Annotated in this window: 26 protein-coding genes and 3 tRNA genes; 13 read left to right on the top strand and 16 right to left on the bottom strand. The window is 63.8% G+C overall.

The window, feature by feature from the left end; all coding sequences use genetic code 11:
* The first annotated feature begins 145 nt into the window (after positions 1–145).
* On the top strand, positions 146–1,273 hold the full coding sequence (locus B3T77_RS12950) for a zinc-binding dehydrogenase (RefSeq protein WP_292080117.1): 1,128 nt from the start codon (positions 146–148) through the stop codon (positions 1,271–1,273).
* Positions 1,274–1,329: 56 nt separating this feature from the next.
* On the opposite strand, the gene B3T77_RS12945 is transcribed toward B3T77_RS12950, so the two are convergent.
* Positions 1,330–2,124 (bottom strand): DUF1365 domain-containing protein, encoded by a 795-nt coding sequence (locus tag B3T77_RS12945; protein WP_292080115.1) that lies wholly within the window; start codon positions 2,122–2,124, stop codon positions 1,330–1,332.
* Complete coding sequence (locus B3T77_RS12940; protein ID WP_292080111.1) at positions 2,121–3,458, bottom strand: NAD(P)/FAD-dependent oxidoreductase; 1,338 nt, start codon at positions 3,456–3,458, stop codon at positions 2,121–2,123. Before B3T77_RS12940 ends, B3T77_RS12945 begins: the two co-directional genes overlap by 4 nt.
* Before the next feature lie 184 nt (positions 3,459–3,642).
* Between B3T77_RS12940 and B3T77_RS12935 the strand changes: the two genes are divergently transcribed.
* Genes B3T77_RS12935 through B3T77_RS12925 form a run of 3 tightly spaced genes read left to right on the top strand, consistent with a single transcriptional unit; the run spans position 3,643 to position 5,641 of the window.
* Entirely contained in the window at positions 3,643–4,203 is a 561-nt protein-coding gene (locus tag B3T77_RS12935) for a sigma-70 family RNA polymerase sigma factor (RefSeq protein WP_292080109.1), read from the top strand.
* Positions 4,200–4,838, top strand: a complete 639-nt coding sequence (locus B3T77_RS12930) for a ChrR family anti-sigma-E factor (protein WP_292080107.1) — start codon at positions 4,200–4,202, stop codon at positions 4,836–4,838. The genes B3T77_RS12935 and B3T77_RS12930 overlap by 4 nt, the downstream gene beginning before the upstream one ends.
* Positions 4,835–5,641 carry a DUF1295 domain-containing protein gene (locus B3T77_RS12925; RefSeq protein WP_292080105.1) on the top strand — a complete coding sequence of 269 codons (807 nt, stop codon included), beginning with the start codon at positions 4,835–4,837 and terminating at the stop codon, positions 5,639–5,641. The genes B3T77_RS12930 and B3T77_RS12925 overlap by 4 nt, the downstream gene beginning before the upstream one ends.
* Positions 5,642–5,648: 7 nt before the next feature.
* On the opposite strand, the gene B3T77_RS12920 is transcribed toward B3T77_RS12925, so the two are convergent.
* From B3T77_RS12920 to B3T77_RS12880, 9 genes are all read right to left on the bottom strand, one after another.
* Positions 5,649–6,605, bottom strand: coding sequence for a rhodanese-related sulfurtransferase (locus B3T77_RS12920; protein WP_292080103.1), 957 nt, complete (start codon positions 6,603–6,605; stop codon positions 5,649–5,651).
* Between the two features lie 27 nt (positions 6,606–6,632).
* Positions 6,633–6,709, bottom strand: a tRNA-Arg gene (locus tag B3T77_RS12915).
* Positions 6,710–6,728: 19 nt separating this feature from the next.
* On the bottom strand, positions 6,729–7,034 hold the full coding sequence (locus tag B3T77_RS12910) for an ETC complex I subunit (protein ID WP_039245189.1): 306 nt from the start codon (positions 7,032–7,034) through the stop codon (positions 6,729–6,731).
* 77 nt (positions 7,035–7,111) lie between these two features.
* Positions 7,112–7,188, bottom strand: a tRNA-Pro gene (locus tag B3T77_RS12905).
* 45 nt (positions 7,189–7,233) lie between these two features.
* Entirely contained in the window at positions 7,234–7,713 is a 480-nt protein-coding gene (locus B3T77_RS12900; protein ID WP_292080100.1) for a DUF192 domain-containing protein, read from the bottom strand.
* Positions 7,714–7,734: 21 nt separating this feature from the next.
* Entirely contained in the window at positions 7,735–8,274 is a 540-nt protein-coding gene (locus B3T77_RS12895) for a cold-shock protein (RefSeq protein ID WP_045811719.1), read from the bottom strand.
* Between the two features lie 220 nt (positions 8,275–8,494).
* A tRNA-Glu gene (locus B3T77_RS12890) sits at positions 8,495–8,569 on the bottom strand.
* A 78-nt stretch (positions 8,570–8,647) separates the two neighbouring features.
* Entirely contained in the window at positions 8,648–10,459 is a 1,812-nt protein-coding gene (recJ, locus tag B3T77_RS12885; RefSeq protein ID WP_292080094.1) for a single-stranded-DNA-specific exonuclease RecJ, read from the bottom strand.
* A 39-nt stretch (positions 10,460–10,498) separates the two neighbouring features.
* Positions 10,499–10,924, bottom strand: a complete 426-nt coding sequence (locus tag B3T77_RS12880) for a hypothetical protein (RefSeq protein ID WP_292080092.1) — start codon at positions 10,922–10,924, stop codon at positions 10,499–10,501.
* 106 nt (positions 10,925–11,030) lie between these two features.
* On the opposite strand from B3T77_RS12880, the gene phaC reads away from it, so the two are divergent.
* Together phaC and B3T77_RS12870 are read left to right on the top strand one after the other, a co-directional pair.
* Positions 11,031–12,971 carry a class I poly(R)-hydroxyalkanoic acid synthase gene (gene phaC / locus B3T77_RS12875; protein ID WP_292080090.1) on the top strand — a complete coding sequence of 647 codons (1,941 nt, stop codon included), beginning with the start codon at positions 11,031–11,033 and terminating at the stop codon, positions 12,969–12,971.
* Positions 12,968–13,345, top strand: a complete 378-nt coding sequence (locus B3T77_RS12870; RefSeq protein ID WP_292080089.1) for a hypothetical protein — start codon at positions 12,968–12,970, stop codon at positions 13,343–13,345. The genes phaC and B3T77_RS12870 overlap by 4 nt, the downstream gene beginning before the upstream one ends.
* Here the strand turns inward: B3T77_RS12870 and msrB are convergent.
* The 4 genes from msrB to rplM form a co-directional block, all read right to left on the bottom strand.
* The gene (msrB, locus tag B3T77_RS12865) at positions 13,342–13,845 is read right to left on the bottom strand and encodes a peptide-methionine (R)-S-oxide reductase MsrB (protein WP_292080086.1); all 504 of its coding nucleotides are present in this window, start codon (positions 13,843–13,845) and stop codon (positions 13,342–13,344) included. The genes B3T77_RS12870 and msrB overlap by 4 nt on opposite strands.
* A gap of 39 nt (positions 13,846–13,884) precedes the next feature.
* Positions 13,885–14,835, bottom strand: coding sequence for an N-acetyl-gamma-glutamyl-phosphate reductase (argC, locus tag B3T77_RS12860; protein WP_292080084.1), 951 nt, complete (start codon positions 14,833–14,835; stop codon positions 13,885–13,887).
* 100 nt (positions 14,836–14,935) lie between these two features.
* Complete coding sequence (rpsI, locus tag B3T77_RS12855) at positions 14,936–15,430, bottom strand: 30S ribosomal protein S9 (RefSeq protein WP_017503896.1); 495 nt, start codon at positions 15,428–15,430, stop codon at positions 14,936–14,938.
* Positions 15,431–15,432: 2 nt separating this feature from the next.
* Entirely contained in the window at positions 15,433–15,909 is a 477-nt protein-coding gene (gene rplM / locus B3T77_RS12850) for a 50S ribosomal protein L13 (protein ID WP_055809236.1), read from the bottom strand.
* A 260-nt stretch (positions 15,910–16,169) separates the two neighbouring features.
* Here rplM and B3T77_RS12845 point away from each other — a divergent pair, with 260 nt between their 5' ends.
* Positions 16,170–17,555 (top strand): alkaline phosphatase PhoX, encoded by a 1,386-nt coding sequence (locus B3T77_RS12845; RefSeq protein ID WP_292080080.1) that lies wholly within the window; start codon positions 16,170–16,172, stop codon positions 17,553–17,555.
* On the opposite strand, the gene B3T77_RS12840 is transcribed toward B3T77_RS12845, so the two are convergent.
* Positions 17,524–18,624 carry a COX15/CtaA family protein gene (locus B3T77_RS12840; RefSeq protein WP_292080079.1) on the bottom strand — a complete coding sequence of 367 codons (1,101 nt, stop codon included), beginning with the start codon at positions 18,622–18,624 and terminating at the stop codon, positions 17,524–17,526. The two genes, B3T77_RS12845 and B3T77_RS12840, sit on opposite strands and share 32 nt — an antisense overlap.
* 134 nt (positions 18,625–18,758) lie before the next feature.
* On the opposite strand from B3T77_RS12840, the gene B3T77_RS12835 reads away from it, so the two are divergent.
* The 6 genes from B3T77_RS12835 (at position 18,759) to B3T77_RS12810 (ending at position 22,206) form a co-directional block, all read left to right on the top strand.
* Entirely contained in the window at positions 18,759–19,010 is a 252-nt protein-coding gene (locus tag B3T77_RS12835; RefSeq protein WP_292080077.1) for a transglycosylase, read from the top strand.
* Positions 19,010–19,204 carry a DUF2842 domain-containing protein gene (locus B3T77_RS12830; protein WP_292080075.1) on the top strand — a complete coding sequence of 65 codons (195 nt, stop codon included), beginning with the start codon at positions 19,010–19,012 and terminating at the stop codon, positions 19,202–19,204. Before B3T77_RS12835 ends, B3T77_RS12830 begins: the two co-directional genes overlap by 1 nt.
* 284 nt (positions 19,205–19,488) lie before the next feature.
* Positions 19,489–20,811, top strand: coding sequence for a tyrosine-type recombinase/integrase (locus tag B3T77_RS12825; RefSeq protein ID WP_292080070.1), 1,323 nt, complete (start codon positions 19,489–19,491; stop codon positions 20,809–20,811).
* Positions 20,808–21,482, top strand: coding sequence for a hypothetical protein (locus B3T77_RS12820; RefSeq protein WP_292080067.1), 675 nt, complete (start codon positions 20,808–20,810; stop codon positions 21,480–21,482). The genes B3T77_RS12825 and B3T77_RS12820 overlap by 4 nt, the downstream gene beginning before the upstream one ends.
* A gap of 77 nt (positions 21,483–21,559) precedes the next feature.
* The gene (locus B3T77_RS12815) at positions 21,560–21,781 is read left to right on the top strand and encodes a helix-turn-helix transcriptional regulator (RefSeq protein ID WP_292080066.1); all 222 of its coding nucleotides are present in this window, start codon (positions 21,560–21,562) and stop codon (positions 21,779–21,781) included.
* Positions 21,778–22,206 (top strand): hypothetical protein, encoded by a 429-nt coding sequence (locus B3T77_RS12810; protein ID WP_292080065.1) that lies wholly within the window; start codon positions 21,778–21,780, stop codon positions 22,204–22,206. Before B3T77_RS12815 ends, B3T77_RS12810 begins: the two co-directional genes overlap by 4 nt.
* The last annotated feature ends 53 nt before the right edge of the window (positions 22,207–22,259 follow it).

Below are 22,259 nucleotides of genomic sequence, written 5' to 3'. Positions count from 1 at the left end.
CATTGTGACGAGAGACTTTGTCAAGCCGTTATGTGGCGGCCAGATCGAGGATGACACGCGCGTCAGACCAGATCTGAACCGATCGCGGGACACAAAACGTTGTGCATCCGTTCACCACCCGATGCCTCGATAAGGACCCATCTTCATGGCCCACAAAACGCGTGAATTACGATCAACGGTGAATAAGGACGGGGTTCTAACGCTGTCGCTTGCGGAGATTGTGCTGGATGATCCGGCATCAGACGAAATCATTGTCCGTGTCGAGGCGGCGCCCATCAATCCGAGCGATCTCGGTTTGCTGCTTGGTCCGGCGGATGCAGCTTCTGTCCGCAGGGATGTGTCGGACGGCGCCCCTCAGCTTAGCCTCGATATTCCACCAGCGCGGATGGGCGGCATGGCTGGCCGGATCAACCAGTCGCTTCCGGTCGGCAACGAAGGGGCAGGGACCGTCATCGCTGCCGGTGATCAAGCGAAGGACTGGATCGGGCGTCGGGTCGGCATGATCGGGGGCGGCATGTACGCCGATCTGAGAAAGATCAAAACACGCGACGCCCTGCCGATTCCCGAAGGTGTGACGGCCGCCCAAGGCGCAGCCTTGACAGTCAATCCCATGACGGCGCTCGGATTTGTCGAAACCGCTCGGGCCGAGGGACATTCCGCAATCGTCCATACTGCGGCCGCATCCAGCCTGGGCCAGATGCTCCAGCGGATTTGCGCCCAAGACGGTGTGCCACTCGTCAATATCGTGCGTTCTGAAGATCAGTTGCGACTGCTGAAGGACGCGGGGGCGACCCATGTCCTGAACAGCCGCGAAGATGATTTTCGAACACAACTCACCGACGCGGTCACTGAAACCGGCGCCACTGTCGCGTTCGACGCCATAGGCGGCGGATCGCTGGGCGGCGAAATCATGCACGCGATGGAACGTGGCGCAGTCAACCGTATGACCGAATACAGCCGATATGGCTCATCAACGTTCAAACAGCTCTACGTCTACGGCGCGCTCGATACTTCGCCGATGATTCTGAATCGTCTTGCTTTTGGTTTCCAGTGGGGCGTGTCCGGGTGGCTATTGACGCCTTTCATGCAGAAGGTTGGTTCCGATACCGTGTCGAGAATGCGCAAACGCGTCTTTGACGACCTGACCACCACATTCGCGACGCGCTACACACGCACAATAGGACTTGCTGAAGCGCTCGACCCAGAAACTCTGCTTGCTTACGAGCGGAAGGCGACGGGAGAGAAATTCCTGATCGATCCAACTACAAACTGAAGACTAGAATTGCCGATAATATATCTTAGACGACAAGGTGACGTTGCCACTCTGGGTCACAGACGGCTCTCTTGGGCTTGGCGTTGAATGGTCACTGGCGAGCCTGCCGGTTTAGGCTGCCGTGTCAGACCGACGCCCTTGAGCAACAGCTTCAGCGCCTCCCAATGGATCGCCGCGACCACCTTGAACGTCATCAGCGGGATCGCTGCTGTCGCAGCGGCGATGCTGCGATCCTCCAGGCGTTCCCGCTTTGCCGCCATAGCGGCCGTGATCAGCACGCCTTCGGCATCTAGCCCATCGATCGTCATGTCGAGGCGATCGCCCGGCGTATGACCACGGAACTGGTAATCCATCTCCATGCCCATAAATGGCGACACATAGAGCGCCTTGGCCGCGCCCTGCCGAATGACGCCTGCGGCCTGATCTTCGATCGGGATCGGAATGACATAGGCGTGGCGGATGCCGAAGGTGCTGGTCACCTCGTACACCATGGCGGCCAACCGTCCGTCGGGCCAATGGCAATAGTAGATGCTGATCGGGTTGAAAACGTATCCGAGGACGCGTGGCATGGTTAACAGGCGGACAGTTCCGCCCTTTAAGTCGATGCCGGCTTGAGCCATCCACGCATCCACCTGGGGACGCAGCGCGCCAGAACCGTCTCCGTAATCCTTGTCATGAAAGGACAAGAGATTGAATCGATTGCGCGAAAACAGGCGCAGGCGCGCGTCCACATCATCGATTTCCGACAGGTCGAGCAGGAGCCAGAAGACGCGATAGTTCAGCTTATGGATCTTGGGGCGAAGGCGTCGGTGCATGACCCGGCCGCGATAAAGGGCCGAGCTGAGTGTCACGCGGCACGTTCCAGCTGCGCGCCTATAGGCGTCGTCAAATGAATGCGACCGCTTTCGTTGGCGACAGACCAAGGGCGACGCACGCCGCCGAGTTGTTCGGCGACGGCGAGGCCGGATTGCAGGCCATCCTCGTGGAAGCCCGCGCCGAAGTGGGCCCCGCAGAACCAGACGCCCCCCTGCCCTTGCAGGCTCCACAACTGCTTTTGAGCCTCTATGGCGGCGGGATCGAAGATGGGGTGCTCGTACAGTTCGCTGCGTAAAATCGTGTCGGCCCGCGGCGGACGTGGCGGGTTGAGCGTCACGAAAAGGTCGTTGCCCGGCAGACCTTGCAAGCGGTTCATCCAATAGGTGACGCAGAGGCCGTCGTCCGCGCCGATATAGTTCCAGCTGGCCCAGGCGCGACGACGATGCGGCATGAGGTCGGCGTCGGTATGCAGGACGGTCAGATTTCGGCTGTACCGGAAAGCGCCGAGCAGCGCCTTCTCCTGCGTCGTCGGTTCGGCAAGCATCGCCAGAGCCTGGTCGGTATGGGACCCGATCACGACCTGGTCGTAGCGCTCGACGCCGCCTTGGCTGTCGTGAACGAAGACGCCATGGTCGCTACGCCGCACGGCTGTAACGCCGTGATCCAACCGAATGTCTTGGATCGTGCGGGCGAGATGTTCGACATAGACGCGGCTGCCACCCTCGACGGTGCGCCACAGCGGCCGCCCCACCAATTTCAGCAGGCCGTGATTGCCGCAGAAACGGATGAACGACTCGGCCGGATAGTCCATCAGCGTGTGCGCCGGCGATGACCAGATCGCGGCGGCCATAGGCAACAGGTGATCGTCGCGGAACGCCTCGCTGAACCCTTCCCGCTTTAGATAGTCGCCGAGCGTCAGCGAAGAATCGGACATCGCAGCCAAATCCTTTGGCGCGTCGCGATAGAAACGCAGGATTTCGCTCAGCATCGACCAGAAACGAGGACGCAGGGCATTGCGACGCTGAGCAAACAAGCCTGGCGCGGCATATTCGAACTGCCCGTCATCCAGTGAGACAGCGAACGACATGTCCGTCGCGCGTGTCGGGATCCCCAAATGCTCGAACAGGGCGATCAGATTGGGATAGGTCGCGTCATTGAAGCAGATGAAGCCAGTGTCGACCGCAATGTCGCCGGAAGGCACGCTGGCCATCACCGTATTCGAATGCCCGCCCAGCCGGTCGCCCTTTTCGTAAAGCGTCACGTCATGGCGTTTCGACAGAAGCCAAGCCGAAGACAGCGCGGCGACGCCAGATCCGACCACAGCGATCTTTTGACGTTCGACAGAGGGCGTCGCGGACGACAGAGGCATGAAAACTCCGAAAGATACGCCGCAGCGCAATCGCTAGGGCATGAACGGATTACGGGTCGCCGTCATGTTCGGATCGCGATTGATCCAGACATTTCCGCTGAGCGTATTAGTGTTCATGCATGCCGAGCCGTTATCCTTCGCATCAACGCCATGTCGGTCCAACCGCGTGAAGGCGCTCGACAGCTTGTCTGATCCGCTGCTGCACGATCGGCTGATCGAACAGATCGCCCTGAGGCGCGATCGTGACGCCTTCGCTGCGCTCTTTGCCTATTTCGCACCGCGGCTGAAGGCCTGGCTGATCAAGTCGGGCGCGACGCCCGGAGCGGCCGAAGACTTCGCGCAGGACGCCATGCTGACCGTGTGGCGCAAGGCGGATCTGTTTGATTCGTCCAAGGCGCGCGCCGCCACGTGGATTTTCACCATCGCTCGCAACCGTCGGCTGGACATGCTTCGTCGTGACGCGCGTCCCCTGCCGACGCCCGAAATCGAGCTGGCGGGGGACGATGTCCGCCGACCTGATGAACTGCTGTCGATGTCGCAAGACGCAGATCGCGTGCGCGACGCCCTGGCGCGGCTCAGCGCCGACCATGTCGAGGTCCTGCGTTTGGCCTTCTTCATGGACAACTCTCATTCCGAGATCGCCAAACACCTCGGCCTGCCGCTCGGCACCGTCAAATCCCGTATTCGTAACGCCATGACCAAGCTTCGTCTGATCCTCGCGCTGTCCGAGGAGGCTGCGCGATGAAACCTCAGCGCAATCCCTCCGAGGAACGTTTGCTGGCCTATGCGGCCGGCACGCTCAGTCCGCCCGAGGCTGTGGTGATGGCGGCGCATCTGGCGATGCGACCGACTAATGACGCCTGGGTGCGCGACCTGCAGGCCGTGGGCGGGGAGTTTTTGGACGAGACCCACCCCTCCCCCTTGTCGAATGATGCGCTCGCCTTGGCGATGGCGCGGATCGAGACGGATGCCGGCAAAGCCAGCCACAGCCCGCCGTTGAACGACATGCCCGAGTTGCCCGAGCCGCTGCGGCGTTATGCGCTGGGCCCATGGCGTTGGGTTGGGCCGGGGATGCGCGTGCGCGATGTCCATGCGCCGCGAGACGGGGATTGCCGCGTCATTCTTCTGAAGATTGAATCGGGTCGTGAGACGCCAAAACACACACATGGCGGCGTCGAGCTGACCTGCGTGATCTCCGGCGCCTATGCGACCGAAACCGAGCGTTTCGACGTCGGCGATTTCGAAGAGGCGGATCCGGAGGTGCTGCACCAACCCCGTGTAGTGTCGGACGAGCCGTGCCTGTGCGTCGTCGCGCTTGACGGTCAGATTCAGCTGGATGGGTGGGTCGGCAAGCTGATCCAGCCCTTCGTTCGCCTGTGACGGCTTTCGCGACCATTTGGGGTGTCGCCGCCCTGTTTCTCGTCGTCGCTATGTCTGTGGCGTGGCTGGTCCAGAAACGAACGGGCCAGGGCGGTTGGGCGGACGCCTTCTGGTCGCTTGGACTGGGAGCGGCTGGCGTCGGCGTCGCACTCTTCCCGATCGACGGCGCCGCTCCGTCATTGCGCCAGTATCTTGCAGCGCTTCTGATCGGGCTTTGGGGCTTGCGGCTGGGGTCCCACATCGCTGCTCGCGCCTCCCATGAAGAGCGCGAGGACGCTCGCTATGCGCGTCTGAGAGAGGACTGGGGCGCCGGTTTTCAGGTCAAGATGTTCGGCTTCCTTATGTTGCAAGCCGGAGCCGCGGCATTCCTGGCGCTCAGCGTGATGGCGGCGGCGCGCAACCCGGCGCCGGGCCTGACGCTCCAGGATGCCTTCGCGACATTGATCTTTGTCGGAGCCTTGTTTGGAGAGGCCATTTCTGATCGCCAGTTGGCGGCCTTCAAACGCAACCCGGCCAACAAGGGTGGTGTCTGCGATGTCGGTCTGTGGGCTTGGTCACGCCACCCGAACTATTTCTTCGAATGGGTGAGTTGGTGCGCCTGGCCTGTGTTCGCCATCAATCTGAGCGGCGAATGGCCTTGGGGTTGGTTAGCGCTGACCGGACCAGCCTATATGTACTGGCTTTTGACTGAGGTATCTGGCGTGCCCTTGCTGGAAGAGCATATGCGACAATCAAGACCCAAGGCGTTCGAGGCCTATGCCGCCCGCACCAGCGCCTTCTTCCCTCGCCCCCCCCGTCGTTGAGGCGATCTTAGTCCTTCTGAGCTGACCCCAGATGCGTTTCGCCCCGCTCGCGGGCCATTTCCATCTGCCTATGACGCTCGGCATATCGCTGCCGCTGGACCGCGTCGCGGGCGTCGTGACAGCGCTCGCAGCATACGCCTTCGACATAATGCGGCGAAGCCCGACCGGCCTCGTCCACGGGCAGACGACATCCCCGGCACAAGGAGTGGGGACCTTGGCTCAGGCGGTGCCCGACCGAGACGCGTTCGTCGAAAACGAAACACGACCCACGCCATAGGCTCTGATCCTCATCCACTGTCTCAAGATAGCGGAGGATGCCGCCCTCCAGATGGTGGACGTTTTCCACACCCTCAGCCTTCAGGAAGGCGGTCGACTTTTCACATCGAATGCCGCCGGTGCAGTACATGGCCACGCGCTTGGCGCCAGTCCGCTCAATCAGGGCGCGACCTTCGCTCCGGAACCAGTCGGGAAAATCGCGAAAGCTGCGAGTATTGGGTTGGACGGCCCGCTCGAACGCGCCGATCTCGCCCTCATAGTCGTTGCGCGTATCGATCACCAAGGTCTCGGGATCGGCGATCAGGGCGTTCCAGTCCGTGGGCGCAACGTAGACGCCTGCCTGATTCGCAGGGTCAAGATTCGGCTGTCCCATGGTGACGATCTCGCGTTTGACGCGCACCTTCATCCGGTGAAACGGCAGGGCGTCGGTCCAGGCGTATTTGAGTTCGAGCGTCTCGAAGCCTGGCATGGCGTGGATCCTGGACAGCACTGCTGCGATGGCCGCCTCTGATCCGGCGATGGTGCCGTTCAGACCTTCCGGCGCGACGAGTAGGGTCCCTCTCACCTGCCCAGCGTCGCAGACCGCCTGAAGCGTCTGGCGTACGGCTTCGGGGTCGGCCACCGGCGCGAACCGGTAGAGTGCGGCGACACGGACGGCTTGATCGGACGAGGTCTGATGGTCAGTCATGGATCAGCCCCTAGAATGCGCCGGAGATGGCGCGCCCAGCAGGACTCGAACCTGCAACATCCCGCTTAGAAGGCGGGTGCTCTATCCGGTTGAGCTATGGGCGCTCTGGCAAGACGTCAGGCGTCAGTGCGTCCAGGACTGTTTACGGTTGGTGGCGAAATTGTCGGCATAGGCCTTGATGATCACCGGCGGATCGTTCGGCTCGTGCAGACGGAAGGCGATGCCGTGACGCTCGGCATATTCGATCGCCTCTTCCTTCGATTCGAAACTCAGACGGACCTGGCCGTTCATGTCGGTGGAGCTGGTCCAGCCCATCAGCGGATCGATGGTGCGCGCCGAAGCGGGTTCGAATTCCAGCCGCCAGTCGCGGCTCTTGGCCTTGCCCGACTGCATCGCAGTTTTGGCCGGGCGGTAGATGCGAGCCAACATGGCGAAATCCTCAGTGACGGCGGGGTCTGTGACCCTGCCATAACGCGCGCTGGACATATGATCCAGCGGCCTTCCGTTGGTCGGGGCGAGAGGATTCGAACCTCCGACCCTCTGGTCCCAAACCAGATGCGCTACCAGGCTGCGCTACACCCCGGACCGAACGGAGCGCTCTATTGGCACTTCGCGAGGCGATCCGCAATCAAGGCTTGAAATAAGGATGTAAAACTTTGTCACCCGGCTTGACGTTGATTTCGGCCGCCCGCCCTGCCCGTAGTTCCAAGACGCCGTTGGCGGCGCCGCTGGACGGTATCGGCGCCTCGGAGAAGGGCGTGGCGTGCGAAGCGATCGAGACGATCCGGCCTTGTGGATCGATATACAGAATATCCAGGGAGCTCGGCGTGTTGCGCATCCAGAAGCTTTGCTCGCGCGGCGCTTCGCCCGGCCACTGGAACAGCATGCCGCGGTCGGCTTCGAGCGGCGGACGGAACATCAATCCCCGTTGACGTTCGGGCTCTTCGTCGGCGATCTCGACCCAGAACTGATGCTCGCCCGACGTGGTCACGACGGCCAACTTCTGCAGCGGCTCGCCATTGGGGCCGACTGGTGCCTTGGCCGCGCATCCAGCGAGAGCGAGCATAACCAAGCCCGCCATTGCAAAACGTCTTGTCGCCTTGATCATACGCCTCTCCTGGGCGCTCGATCAGTCGCCCGTTCTGATGTCTGCAACCACCAGACCTTTGGGCCCGTTGGCGAACCGCACCCGCACCGCATCGCCAGGAATCAGATCATCCAGGCCGCAGCGACGCAGGGTTTCGATGTGGACGAAGATATCGCCCGGCTCACGATCACGCACGACGAATCCGTAGCCCTTGGTCCGATTGAACCATTTGACCAGGGCGGTCTCGAGCTGTTCGTCACTTTCGGCGACCGGCCGCGGCGGCGGCGAAGTCACAGGGCGACGCACGGCTGGCGTCGCTTCGCCCTCGCCCAGGTCATGGATCTCGATCGTCTGCCAACCCTTGGCGCGCTTGACGCAGTCGCAGGTGATGGTCGCGCCTTCATCGGCCGCGTCACGGCCGAGATCCCGCAGGCTGCTGATATGCAGCAGGACATCTCTCGTTTCGGTCAGGGTCGGATCGTCAGGGACGATGAAACCGTAGCCCTTGACGGCGTCGAACCACTTCACGCGCCCAGTGACGCGAACGGTCTGCGCCGTTTCCGTCTCTCTAAAGTCAGACACTTAAAAAACCCCCGCCCGCGCCTCCAGCGGACTCGTTTTATATTTAACACCGTTCCGCGAAATTTTGAAAAGCGGAAAATGCGCGTCTATGCAGAAGCTTGCGTTTGGGAGAGTGCAGACGCGCATCGCAGGCGCTGGCGAATGACCGCCAGTCTCTCGTGCAATCTGCGCTAGGCTGCTTGCCGAGAGCCTCGAAGGCTCAACCATAATACTGCCCGCGTGGCAGTCCCTAGGGGAGTCGAACCCCTCTTTTCAGGTTGAAAACCTGACGTCCTAACCGATAGACGAAGGGACCGCTGCGCGGGAGAGCCGGCGATATAGCCGCGCCCTCGGAGCGGTGCAAGCGTCGATTTTCAGTTTTTTGGAGCCGCCGTCAGATCATTCGAGGATCGGCGACATCCTCGATCTCGAACTGCACGCCCTTGCGCCCATTCCAGTCGTCAGCCTTCAGCCGGCCCACGATGCTCAGCCCGCCCTGCCCCGACAGCAAGGCTTGGCCCGTCGGCAGATCGGCGCAGCGCCAGGCGATGGCCTTGACCGACGCGCCATCTGGACCGACCAGCCGGCACCGCACATGACCGCCATTCATGGCGACGGGTTCGCGGGCTTGAACCCCGCTTAGGGCGAAGCTGGGTTCCGGGTTGGCAGGGCCGAATGGGGCCAGACGCTCGAACGATTCGAACAGATCGCGCGTCGCCGCCGCGGGGTCGATTAGGGCGTCGATCTCCAGCACGTCCTGTGCGACAGCTTCGACCCTTTCGGTAGCGAGTCTCTCGTTCAGGAAGGCGTTCAGCTCGGACACGCGCGCACCGTCCATCGTCAGGCCTGCCGCCATGGCATGACCGCCGCCAGCGAGCAGGATCCCGCTCTCCCAGGCCGCCTGGATCGCGCGTCCCAGATTCATGCCTGGCTGTGACCGGCCTGAGCCCTTCCCGAGACCGGTTACGGGATCGACGCCGATGACGATCACCGGCTTGCGCCAGCGCTCGCGCAAACGGCCGGCGACGATCCCGACGACGCCCGGATGCCAGTCCTCGCCAGCGACGACGACGACCGCGCTTTCGTCGGCATGGGCGCCGGTCGCCTCGACCCGACGAACGGCGGCGTCAGTGACGGCCCGCTCGACGTCGCGCCGCGATAGATTCAGGGCATCGAGTTCGATCGCCAGGGCCTCGGCCTCGGCCGGATCATCCGTCGACAACAACCGCGCGCCCAGATCGGAGCGACCGATGCGTCCTCCCGCATTGATGCGCGGCCCCAGGATGAAACCGGCATGATTGCTTTTGGCCGGTCCCGGTTCGGCGCCGGCCGCCGCCAACAGCGCGCGCAGACCCGGATTGCGCCAGTCGCTCATGACCTTCAGCCCAAGGCCGGTCAGCGCGCGATTGAAGCCGGTCAGGCCGGTCACGTCGCAGATGGCGCCCAGCGCCGCCAGATCCAGCCACTGGCGAATGTCCGGCACGGGCTTCTCGGCGAACAGGCCCCGCCGACGCCCCTCCCGGTTCAGCGCCGCCAGAAGCACGAACACGACCCCCGCCGCCGCCAGATTTCCCTGACCCGAGTTGCAGCCCGGCCGGTTCGGATTGACGACCGCCAACGCCGTCGGCGGCTCGCTGCGCATCAGGTGGTGATCGATCACGACGACGTTCAGGGCGATGGCGGCCGCATGGGCCAGGGCTTCGTTCGCTGCAGCCCCGCAATCCACCGTGATGACCAGATCGGCGCCCGAGGCCTTCAGCGTATCGAAGGCCCTGGCGCTGGGGCCGTAACCTTCGGTCATCCGGTCCGGAACATAGATCGAAAGCGTATGTCCCATCGCCCGGAACCAACGCACCAGCAGAGCCGCGCTGGAGGCGCCGTCCACGTCATAGTCCGCGAAGACATGGATGTTCGCCTTGGCCTGTAATGCGTTCAGGATCGCATCGGCGGCCGCATCCATGTCCATGAAGCTTGAGGGATCGGGAAACAGGGCGCGCACGGTCGGGGTAAGGAAATCTTGGCCCTGGTCGGCGCTAACGCCCCGCGAGGCCAAGGCCCGGGCCAGCGGTTCTTCCAGGTTCAGGGTCTGCATGTGCGCGCGCGTCGTTGCGGCGTCGGCCGGACGTTGACGCCAGGCGCGCCCGGACAGGGATCGAGACACGCCGAGGAATGCGTTCAGAGTCTTTGCGCCGCTGTCGTCTGCCATCAGCGCATTATCGCGGGATTCTGCCTCCCGCGCGACCGGTCATCGCATCGGGCGGCGGTCGAGCGGCGGCGGAGCCTTGGCCCTGTCACGCAGGCTTTGAGCGAAGGCCTCGATATCCGCCTGGGTTCGGACGGCGTCAGGCGACACCGGAACGGCGTTCACGGCCGCGCGTGTTTCGGCGGCGAGCGCCTCGGCGTCGCCGAGCGTCCAGTCGATGCGTGCGATCTCGCTGGTCAGCGTCGCGCTATCGCCCTGGAGGCGCTGCACATTCGACGCGACCTGAGTGACCGGCGGCAGATCGGTCGGCGCGGCCGGAAAGTCCTCCCAGCGCGGATAGCGCCGATTGGCGTCGACCAGTTCCTGGATACGTGGCGCAAGCGGCGAGACAGCCTCCGTCTTGGAGGCGGATGCGCCGACACAGCCGCTCAGTGGCGTCGCGATCGCGGCTGCGGCGATCAGGATCATCTTTTTCGAGTGCGACGCGTTCATTTCCTTGATGGTCTTATGCCATCATCGCGGTGCGCGGAAGGGTGGATGAACCAGCCTTTGGCGCAGGACGCGAAGGACGATCATGGCCAGGACTCCCAAAACGCCGACAGACGCCCCCGACCGCCCCGCACGCAAGGCCGGACGTCCGACGTCCGCCAAGCCCCGCCCGCCTCGTCAACCCAAGTCGAAACCTGCCGAAACGCGGGAAGCTAACTCTGAAACCCATGCACAGCCGACCCCTGAGCCGACTGCTGCGACGCCCAACCAGGCCGAGTTGATCGAAACCCTGTCGATCAACTTGGCCAAGGCGGCCATGATGGCCCAGAGCGCGATCGCCGAGGCGGCGCTGACCCAGGCCGATCGCCCGGCCGCCCTTTCCGCCGATCCCTTCAACGTCGCGCCAGCCATGACGTCAGTCATGACCAGCTTGGCCGCCCAGCCCGACAAGATGATTCAGGCCCAGGCTGACCTGTTTGGCCGCTATATGCAGCTCTGGTCATCGACGGCGCGTCAGGCGGCCGGCGAGACGCCCGATCCCGCGCCAGCCGACAAGCGATTTAAGGACCCGGTCTGGTCCGAAAACCCGATGTTCGACATGATGCGGCGGTCGTATCTTCTGACGTCGGACTGGATGAACGGCCTGATCGCCGGGGTCGAGGACGTCGATCCGACTCTCAAACGTCGCGCCCAGTTCTTCACCCGTCTGCTGACCGACGCCTTCTCGCCGTCCAACTTCCTGGCCTCTAACCCCGTTGCGCTGAAAGCCTTGGCGGAGACCAGCGGCGAATCACTGGTGAAGGGCATGCAGAACTTCGCCGCCGATCTGGAACGTGGCGGGGGATCGCTGCGCATCAGTCAGGCCGACTATGGCAAGTTCGTCGTCGGCGAGAACGTCGCCACCGCGCCGGGCCAGGTTGTCTGGCGCGACGAGTTGTTCGAACTGATCCAGTACGCACCCTCAACTGAGAGCCAGCACGAAATCCCGCTGCTGATCTTCCCGCCCTGGATCAACAAATTCTACATCATGGACCTGCAGCCGGCGAACTCACTGATCCGCTGGCTGTCGGCGCAGGGCTTTACGGTCTTCGTCTGTTCCTGGATCAATCCGGACAGGGACAAGGCTGGCTTCGGCTTCGACGACTATCTGGAAAAGGGCATCTATCGCGCGGTCGAGAAAACGCTGGAGCAGGCGGGAACCAAGCAACTGAACGCCGTGGGCTATTGCATCGGCGGCACCCTGTTGGGCGCTGGCCTGGCCCATATGGCGGCCAAGGACGATAAGCGCATCGCCGCCGCTACCTTCTTCGCCGCTCAGCATGACTTCGCCGAGGCCGGCGACCTGCTGCTGTTTACCGACGAACACTGGATCGCCGAGATCGAGCGTCAGATGGATGCGGCGGGCGGCGTCCTGCCGGGCGCAGCCATGGCGGAAACATTCAACGCCCTGCGGTCTAACGATCTGATCTGGTCTTTCTTCATCAGCAACTATCTGCTGGGCAAGGATCCGCCCGCCTTCGACCTGCTGTTCTGGAACGCCGATCAGACCCGCATGCCGAAGACCCTGCATCTCGACTATCTGCGTCAGATGTATGTGGCAAACGCCTTGGCCAAGGGGCAGTTCGAGATCGGCGGCCTGACGGCGGACCTGTCGAAGGTCGAGATCCCGCTCTATTTCCAGGCCAGCCGCGAGGATCACATCGCGCCGATGAACTCCGTCTATCGGTCCGCCAAGCTGTTTGGCGGCAAGGATGTGACCTTCACCCTGGCCGGGTCAGGTCATATCGCCGGCGTCATCAACGCCCCCGCCGCAAAGAAGTATCAGCACTGGACCAACCCTGCCCTGCCCGCGACCTTGGCCGAATGGCAGGCTGACGCCGTCGAACATCCCGGCAGCTGGTGGGAGCATTGGGCGGCCTGGCTCAGCGCGCGATCCGGTAAGCAAATCCCCGCCCGCGACCCGGCCATGGGCCCGCTCAAGCCCATCGAGCCGGCGCCGGGCAGCTATGTGAAAGTGAAGTCTTGAACCGTCTCGAACCCAACGCCCTCCTCGCCGTCAGCACAGGCGTCGCCTTGATCCTGCTGATCATGACGGCCAGCCTGTTCGGCGAACCGGGCAACACGGTCAAATACGTGATCTCGGCCGTCATCTGCGCGGCCGCCTTTGTCCTGCTCAACGAACGAATGGCGCGCGTGATGAAACGACCGGTCGCCCAGCCGCTGATCCACGTCAGCACGCCGGGCACGGCGGTGTGGGCCGGACTGTTTCCACTGATCGTCATCGCCATGGCCTGCGCGCCCGTATTCTTCGCCGGTCACGACTATGGGCTGCTGGTGATCATCGCCTCGGTCATCTTCGGCCTGACCGTCGATTCAGCCGTGCGCGCCCGTCGCGCCTAGGCCGACACGAACTTCAGCGCCACGCCGTTGTTGCAGTAGCGCAGCCCCGTCGGACGCGGACCATCGTCGAACACATGCCCCTGGTGTCCCAGGCAGCGGACGCAATGATATTCGGTGCGTGGAATGCCGATGGCCAGGTCACGCTTCTTGCCGATATTGGCGGCGATGATGTCGTAGAAGCTGGGCCAGCCGGTGTGGGAATCGAACTTCCACTGCGATCGGAACAGCGGCAGATCGCAGCCCTTGCAGACGAAGGTCCCGCGAGCGTGCTGATCGTTCAGCGGGCTGGAATAGGGACGCTCCGTCCCCTCGTGCCGCATGACGCGCCAGGAGGCTTCGCCCAAGCGTCGTCGCCAATCCGCATCGGACACCCGACGATAGGGCGAGGCTGCATATTGCCCCTCCCCGGCTTCGGACGTCTCAGGCGAACAGGCGGACAGGGCGAGCGCGCCGGCGCTCATCAGAAGGCCCCGGCGATGCAGGATCAGGGACTGGGTCATGTCCCTGATACGACGAACGGCGCCGATTGGTTTCAGGGCTCACACCAGCCCGGTCGCCTCATCCAGGCCGAGCATGATATTCAGGTTCTGCACCGCCGCGCCCGACGCGCCCTTGCCCAGGTTGTCGAGCAAAGCGACCAGCCGCGCCTGCTCGCCATTGCGATCGCCGAAGACATGCAAGCGTAATCGGTTGGTGCCGTTCAGGCCTTCGGGCTCGATGCCGGTCATGGCTTCGGTCTCCTCCAGGTCGGCGACCTCGACGAACCGCTGGCCGTCATAGGCCTCGACCAGAGCGCCGTGCAGCCGTTCGACAGAAGGGGTTTCCGGCAGGGCCCCCAGATGCAGCGGAACCTCCACCAGCATGCCCTGGCGGTAGTTGCCGACCGCCGGCGTAAACAGCACGTCTCGGCTCAGACCTGTGTGTCTGGTCATTTCAGGCACATGCTTGTGTCTCAGCGTCAGGCCATAGGCGCGATAGGCGGTCGTAGCGCCCCCACTGTTTTCTCGGGCCGCCTCGAACTCGGCGATCATGGTCTTGCCGCCGCCGGAATAGCCCGACACCGCATTGACCGTGACCGGATAGTTAGTTGGAACCAGACCCGCCTTCACCAGCGGCCGCATCAGGCCGATGAAACCGGTCGGATAGCAACCGGGGTTTGACACGAACTGAGAGCGCGCGATCAGCGCACGCTGCCCGGCATCCATTTCAGGAAAGCCATAAGCCCAGCCCGGCGCGACCCGATAGGCGGTCGAGGCGTCGATCACCTTGACCGATGGGTTGTCGATCATGGACACGGCCTCTCGGGCCGCATCGTCAGGCAGACACAGGATCACGGCGTCGGCGCCGTTCAGCGCCTCGCGCCGCGCATCCTCATCCCGACGTCTGTCGCCCAGCAACAACAGTTTCAAATCCGGGCGCGCTTCCAGCCGCTCGCGGATTTCCAGCCCCGTGGTGCCGGCCTCGCCGTCGATGAAGATGGTATGGGTCATTTGTCTCTCCCGTCCCTTCTCCGCTTAAGGAGCAAAGGCGCAAGAAAAAGGGCGCTCCGGGTCTCCCCGAAGCGCCCAAATCCAAACCGCGTAAACGCGATTAGCGCTTCGAGAACTGGAAGCTGCGGCGAGCCTTGGCGCGGCCATACTTCTTGCGCTCGACGACGCGGCTGTCGCGGGTCAGGAAGCCGTGCGGCTTCAGAACCTTGCGCAGTTCCGGTTCGAAGTGCGTCAGAGCGTGCGACAGGCCGTGGCGGATGGCGCCAGCCTGGCCCGACAGACCCGAACCTTCGACGGTGCAGATCACGTCATATTGCGTGGCGCGGTCCGAGACGGTCAGCGGCTGAGCGATCATCATGCGCAGCACGGGACGAGCGAAATACTGCTCCTGGTCCTTGCCGTTGATGGTGATCTTGCCGGTGCCGGGCTTCACCCAGACGCGAGCGATGGCGTTCTTGCGCTTGCCGGTCGAATAGGCGCGGCCCTGGGCGTCCAGCTTCTGGACATAGACGGGCGCGTCGTTCTCGACCGAAGAGCTCAGGCCCTTCAGCGCGTCGAAGCCGGTTGCGGTTTCGGTGTTGGTCACGTCGGTCATGCTCAGACGCTCCGGGTGTTCTTGGGCGACGCCGACTTGAAGTCGATCGTTTCCGGTTGCTGGGCTTCGTGGTCGTGCTGGTTGCCAGAGAACAGGCGCAGGTGCGTCATCTGCTTGCGGGCCAAGGGGCTTTCCTTGGGCAGCATGCGCTCGACGGCCTTTTCAAGCACGCGCTCGGGGAAACGGCCGCCCAGAACCTTCTCAGGCGTCGTCGACTTGACGCCGCCCGGGTGACCGGTGTGGCGATAGTAGATCTTGTCGGTGTTCTTCTTGCCGGTGAACACCACCTTATCGACGTTGGTGACGACGACATAGTCGCCGCAATCGACGTGCGGGGTGTAATCGCCGCGGTGCTTGCCGCGCAGACGGTTGGCGATGAAGGTCGCAAGGCGGCCCACCACGACGCCTTCGGCGTCGATGTGGATCCACTTCTTCTCGACCTCGGCCGGCTTCAACGAAGCCGTAGTGCTCTTCAGCATGAGGGGGTTCCTGGAGACGAAAATCGGGTCCGGCCCCCGAGGGAACCGAATGAAGGCGCGCTGATACAGGAGACGATTGGTCGCGTCAACGCACACGACAACACCACATTTGCCACAACGTATTGTTTAAAAGCGATTTTTCAAATACGGTATTAAAATACCTGACGCGAAGAGACCAAGTAGCGTTACGGCGTAACATAAAACGTCATCAAACCATGATTATAGGCGGGCATCGCAACGGCGACAGCTTTGGAGCCCCCATGATCCTTCATCGTCGTGGTCTGATCGCCACGGGCGCAGCCGCCGCCTTCTCGGGACTGGCGCGTCACGCCGCCGCTCAGACGGCGGGCGAAGAGACCTACGTCAACGAGGTCCATGGCTACGGACCTCTGCTGCGCGATCCCAATCGTCTGCTCGATCTGCCCGAAGGCTTTTCCTATCAGGTCGTCGCCCAGAGCGGCGACACGATGGACGACGGCCTGTTCGCTCCGGGGCAGCCCGACGGCATGGCCTGTTTCCCGCTTGAAGGGTCTCGCGTGGCCCTTGTCGTCAATCACGAGCTGAAGGGCTCCAGCGGCCTGCATCGCAACTTGGGTCCTGGCGGCCTTCGTGAGGAACGGCTTGACCTGCTGGACGCCAGCCGAGGCTACGACACCTACAAGAATGGCCGCCCGCTGCCCGGCGGCTGTTCCACCATCATCTATGATCTGGCGAGCCGCCAGATGGTCAGCCGGCATCTGACGCTGGCCGGCACCTCGACCAACTGCTGCGGTGGCCCGACGCCGTGGGGCAGCTGGCTGACCTGCGAGGAGACGCTGGAGACGCCGGCCGACGCCGATGTGACCAAGGCCCACGGGTGGGTCTTCGAAGTGCCGGCGACCGCGACTGGCCTGGTCGATCCCGTGCCGCTCAAGGCCATGGGCCGGTTCGATCACGAGGCCGTCTGCGTCGATCCCCGCACCGGCGTCGTCTATCTGACCGAAGACGACAACGCCGGCCTCTTCTATCGCTTCATTCCCAATGCGCTCGGCAAGCTGATCGAGGGCGGCCGGCTTCAGGCGATGGCCTGGAAAGGCGCACCCTCGGCCGACACCCGCAATCAGGACGGTCGCGCCTGGGCTGTCGGCGACTGGAGGGAGATCGAATGGATCGATCTGGACGACGTCGAGTCTCCCAATGGCGACCTGGCCAAGCGCGGTCATGCAGCCGGCGCGGCCTGGGTTGCGCGGGGCGAAGGCGTTTGGTGGGGCGATGACGAGCTGTATTTCACAGCGACCTCGGGCGGGCCGATCCGCCGCGGTCAGGTGCTGCGCCTTGTTCCCGGCTTCGACGGCGCCGCCGATCGTCTTCAGCTGTTCGTCGAGAGCACTAATCCAAAGACGATGAACATGGCCGACAACATCACCGTCGCGCCTTGGGGACACCTGATCCTGTGCGAGGACAACTATTCCTCGGACGTCCGCAACCACCTGAAAGGCGTCACGCCAGAGGGCAAGGTCTATACGATCGGCCGCAACGTCTTCACCGCCAACTCCGAGTTTGCCGGCGCCTGCTTCTCGCCGGATGGCGAGGTGCTGTTCGTCAACATCATGTACCCCGGCATGACCCTGGCGATCAGAGGCCCATGGTCCTCGGTCCGGACATGAAGATGCGCGGCTGAGCCCGCAGCACCAACCAAAGGTTCACGGTGGCCGTCGCCAGCACGATCGCGGCGCCCGCCTGGTGCAATACGCCAAGCCACACCGGAACCGCGTGCAGCAGGGTCACGATCCCCAGCAGAGCCTGGAACCAGATCACACCCGCAAGCGTGAAGGCGCCGAGCCCCATTCCCTCCGCTACGCGCCAGCGCCACGCCTGGAAAGCATAGATGCTGACGGCGATCAGCAGACCATAGGCCACCAGTCGGTGATTGAACTGCGTCAGCGCCTGATCGTGCAGGAAGGCGGCCGCGCCCAGGCTCCAGTCGGCCGGCGGCAAAACGGCGCCGTTCATCAGCGGCCAGTCGGTATAGACAAGCCCCGCATGACCGCCGGCCACGAGGGCGCCCACCAGACATTGCAGAAATACCGCGCCCAGTAGCAGACCGGCGCCCCTCGCCCAACCCGACGGCGGCCGGCCGTGATCCTCACCGTTCCAGGCCTCCAGCCCCGTCCAGATCAGGGCCGCGAACAGGACGAACGCCAGGCCCAGGTGCGTCGCCAGACGCTCCGGCGCCACGCTGACACGCTCGGACAGGCCGCTGGACACCATCCACCATCCGATCAGGCCCTGAAGGCCGCCCAAGGCCAGGAGCAGAACACAGCGCCAGATCAGACGGTTGGGCATGGCCCACTGGTGGAATACCGACCGAGCCGGCGCCAGACGGCACAGCAGGAAGACGATCAGCGGCAGGGCGAACACCATACCCACCAGACGCCCGATCAGCCGGTGCAGCCATTCCCACCAGAAGATGCCCTGAAACTCGCCCAGGCTCATGCCGGCGTTGACCTGCGCGTATTGCGGGATCTGCTTGTACTTCTCGAAGGCCTCGGCCCATTGCGCGTCGTTCAGAGGCGGAATGGCGCCCATGATGGGCTTCCACTCCGTGATCGACAGGCCCGAGCCCGTCAGCCGCGTGATGCCGCCGATCACCACCATCAGGAAGACGACGGCGGCCGTGGCGAACAGCCATACGGCGACGGCGCGGTTACGATCTGGATTTCCGAAACGGTTCATTCGACGCCTGACACTGACCCGGATATGGTGTCGCGTCGAACGAAGACCAGACGCGACCGGTGCGGTATGCCCGCCCCAAGCGACAAGATCGAGTCGGATTGAGTTAACGGCGCTGTCGCCGCAGGAGATCAGGGTTGCAATACGCCGATATCGCCGCCGCCGTCGCAGGCGGCCTGCTGCTGGCCTGGATCGCGGACCTTCTGACGGCCCGGCGCGGCTTCGGCGGCACAAGCCTTGTGTCCGGGACGGGCCTGGCCTGTGGATGGTTTCTGGCGGTGCGGGTCTTCGCGGTCAGCACGATGGACAGCTGGGTCTGGGTGCCGTGGGCGCTCGTGGGATCGGGCATCTGTCTGGTCGCCTTCTTCCTGTTCCGGAACAAGCGCTGATGCCGCCGCGTCTGCGTCGCTTCGTCGCCGCGATCGGCGTGCTGCTCTTTCTCGTTTTCTGGGTCTGGGGTCTGATCGCCCTGCGCGGAATGCTGCCCCCGTCGCAGTGGATCGACTTCGTCTTCTTCGGCATCGGCGGGACCGCCTGGGGCCTGCCGCTCATCCCGTTGCTGAGATGGGCGGAGCGGGGCTGAGCGTCGAACCTGGCCCCAGATACGGCGATGGGGCCGCCCGCAAGGACGACCCCACTATCATCATTCTTTTTCAAGAATGGTCGGAGCGACAGGATTCGAACCTGCGACCCCTTGACCCCCAGGCGTAGCGAGCGCCGTTTCAGCCAGTTCCGCACCGACCATGCTGTTCCGTGGTTCTGGCGCTTTCCTTGCATCCACCGCGACTTAGAGCGAACACCTTGTTCCAGCCTGTGCCGGTATGAACCGCCCGAGGCTGTGACAACGCTGTGACAACGGAGGCGGTGATGCGGGTTCGGCTGACGGGTGGCGACAGAGGCAGCATCAACCGCGCGCCCTCGTCTGACGGGCGGCCCATTATCTTAAACGATGATCTCGTGCCCGGCTTCATGCTCAGGGTCGGGAAGACCGCCAGCAGCTATCTCGTCGTCACCCGCGTGAAGGGTCGCCCTGGTCAGATCCGCCGAAGCCTGGGCACCACCCGCAACACCGAACTCGCCGCCGCGCGCGAGGCCGCCCGTCGCATCATCGAAGATGCCCAGAACGGCATTGCTCCCGGCGACGCCGAGGAGAAGGCGAAGGCGGCCGCCGGCGGCACCGACAGCTTCAAGGCCGTCAGCGACGCCTACTTCGAAGACACTCTGCGCGGGGGCGGCGCCAAGCTGCGGACCAAGACGGAGATGCAGCGGAAGGTCGAGAAGGATCTGGCCGACTGGCTCGAACGGCCGATCGGGTCCATCACCGCGCGCGAGATCTCCGACCTGATTTACAAGAAGGCGCAGACGTCCCCGATTGCCGCGAACCGCCTGGTCAGTTTCATCAAGAAGCTGATGCGGTGGGCGAAGCGCCGACACATCGTCACGGCCAACCCGGCCGCTGACATCGAGAAGCCGTCCGATGAGGTCTCCCGCGACCGCTACCTGAGCGACGAGGAGATCCGGCTGGTCTGGGATGCCTGTGGCCGCGTCGGCGATCCCTATGGCCGCCTTGTGCGGCTGGCCTTGGTCACCGGTCAGCGGCGGGGTGAAGTGGCGGGACTGCGCCGCTGCGAGATCGGTAAGCTCGAACACCGCGACGGCCGGACTGGAGAGACGCAGGAGCTAGAGGCGTGGTTGATCCCGGCCGGGCGGACGAAGCGCCTACGGGCCCACGCCGTCCCGCTCTCGCCCCTCGCCAAGCGCCTGATCGACGGCACTCCGAAGCTGCAGGTGGAAGGCCAGCTGCTCGAGCACATCTTCGCCAGCGGAGTCGGGGGCGACCAGCCGCCCTCGGCTTGGTCGAAGTTCAAGCGCCGGCTGGATGACGAGGTCGGCAAAGCCATCGCCAAGGCGCTTCACGAGCTCTTCGACCGAAAGGCGCATGCCCTGCCCGACTGGCATGTCCATGATCTGCGCCGGACCTGCGCCACCCACATGGAGATGCTGGGCGTCGATCGCAGGGTGATCAGCCGGGTGCTGAACCATGCCGAGGGAGACAGCAGCGTTACCGCCATCTACGCGCGCTACCGGTTCGACGCCGAGGCCGCTGAAGCCCTGAACCTATGGGCGGCGAAGCTCGAGCGTCTAACCGGGGGCGATGTCGTCGCGATCCGTCCTGCAGGTGCGGCGTGAGCCTCGACAGAGCCGCACCGGTCGACGGGCAGATTGAATCACTGCTCGGCAGTGAGGCTCGCCGGTGGACCAAGACCCTTCCGGCTGAGCGGCAGGCTTGGCTCGAGCGCTGCGGCCCTCGCAACGCCCTGCCCGAATGGCTTATCGATGCGGAGCGAGACCTGACAGGGCGAGGTGTGGAGATCCTCGACTTCGCAGAGGGCAGTCTTCCCGCCGGCATTCGAGACCGAATGATGGGCGCGGTAGGCGACAGCATCTACGTCATGGCTGCTGCTCGGCTCATTCCTGGTGCATCGACTGTTCGTGACCAGGTCCTGCCACTGCTGGACGATCTCTGGAACGCTCTGAACGACAATGATCACCTGGCGGCTGCCCTGATTCTTCCGATGATTGCCGGTCTGGCGGGACAGGCACGTCAGATGCTGCACAACCTACCTCGCGCTGCGCCGCCAGGTCGCAAACCCGGCCCGTCCGAGGTCGGAGCGGCATACGACGCAGCAGTCGTTGACATCATTCGGCGCGTCGATGGGGCAACCGAGAAGCAGGCCGATGTCATTAACGAGTGGGCGGCGCGCCTGGACCGCCCCGAGGTTGAGCTCGAGAGCATTAAGACCCAGCTGCGCGACAGAGTGAGGCGTGGACGGAAGCGCAGATCAAATGGGAGCAAATGATCTGCGGGGACTCTGGCGGCGCATAGAGGTTTCGTTGGGCTCCAAGGCCGCGATGGACGGTCGAACGGAGACAGCACATGACCCCCGAACCCCAGACTTTAGCTTCTGACGCCGACCGCCTGATCCAAGTGAAGGAGGTGATCCGCCTCACCAGCGTCTCGCGCACCCAGCTGCATCGCCTGGTGAAGGCCGGTAGCTTTCCCCGCCCCTGCAAGATTGGCACGGCTCGGAAGGCCTGGAGCCTCGAGGATGTGCGGCGCTGGGTCGCCGACCGTCGCGCTGAGGCGAACGCAGCGTGACCCCGAAATCGAACACCCCCGCCGCCGATGGCGTGGCGAGCGGCGGCAATCGGGATGTTCTGGCGGGCGCCGAGCGTCCCGATTACACCCCGCCCACCGGCTCTATCACCCGACCCAGCGATCTGGTTCAGGACCGTTGGCTACGCGGAGTCGCACGGGATCGGCGGCAGGGCAACGCCGCCTTCCGCGTGGCTTGGGCGGTGTCGACTTTCCTGCGTCGAAACGGCCCCGAGATAGCCGCGACGCTGGTGGCTCTCGACGCCGTCGCGGCCCCGTCACGTAGAGCCGATGGGGCTAGCAAATGGCTACGGCAGGGTCTGCTGTCCCTGGAAAGCGGCGGCCACCTCTGGATCGATCGCTCTGCTGGTCGCGGTCGCGGCCGCTCGCACCGCTACGCCCTGATCATGAGCGAGGATCGGGTCTAACTCATGGGCGCTCTCCTAAAGCCTCGCTCCCGAAAGGAGCAGCTTCAGCTTGA

Origin of the sequence: Brevundimonas sp. UBA7838 (assembly GCF_002500885.1) — a bacterium.
GTDB classification, from domain to species: Bacteria; Pseudomonadota; Alphaproteobacteria; order Caulobacterales; family Caulobacteraceae; genus Brevundimonas; species Brevundimonas vesicularis_C.
This window is presented reverse-complemented; position numbering and strand designations above follow the sequence as displayed.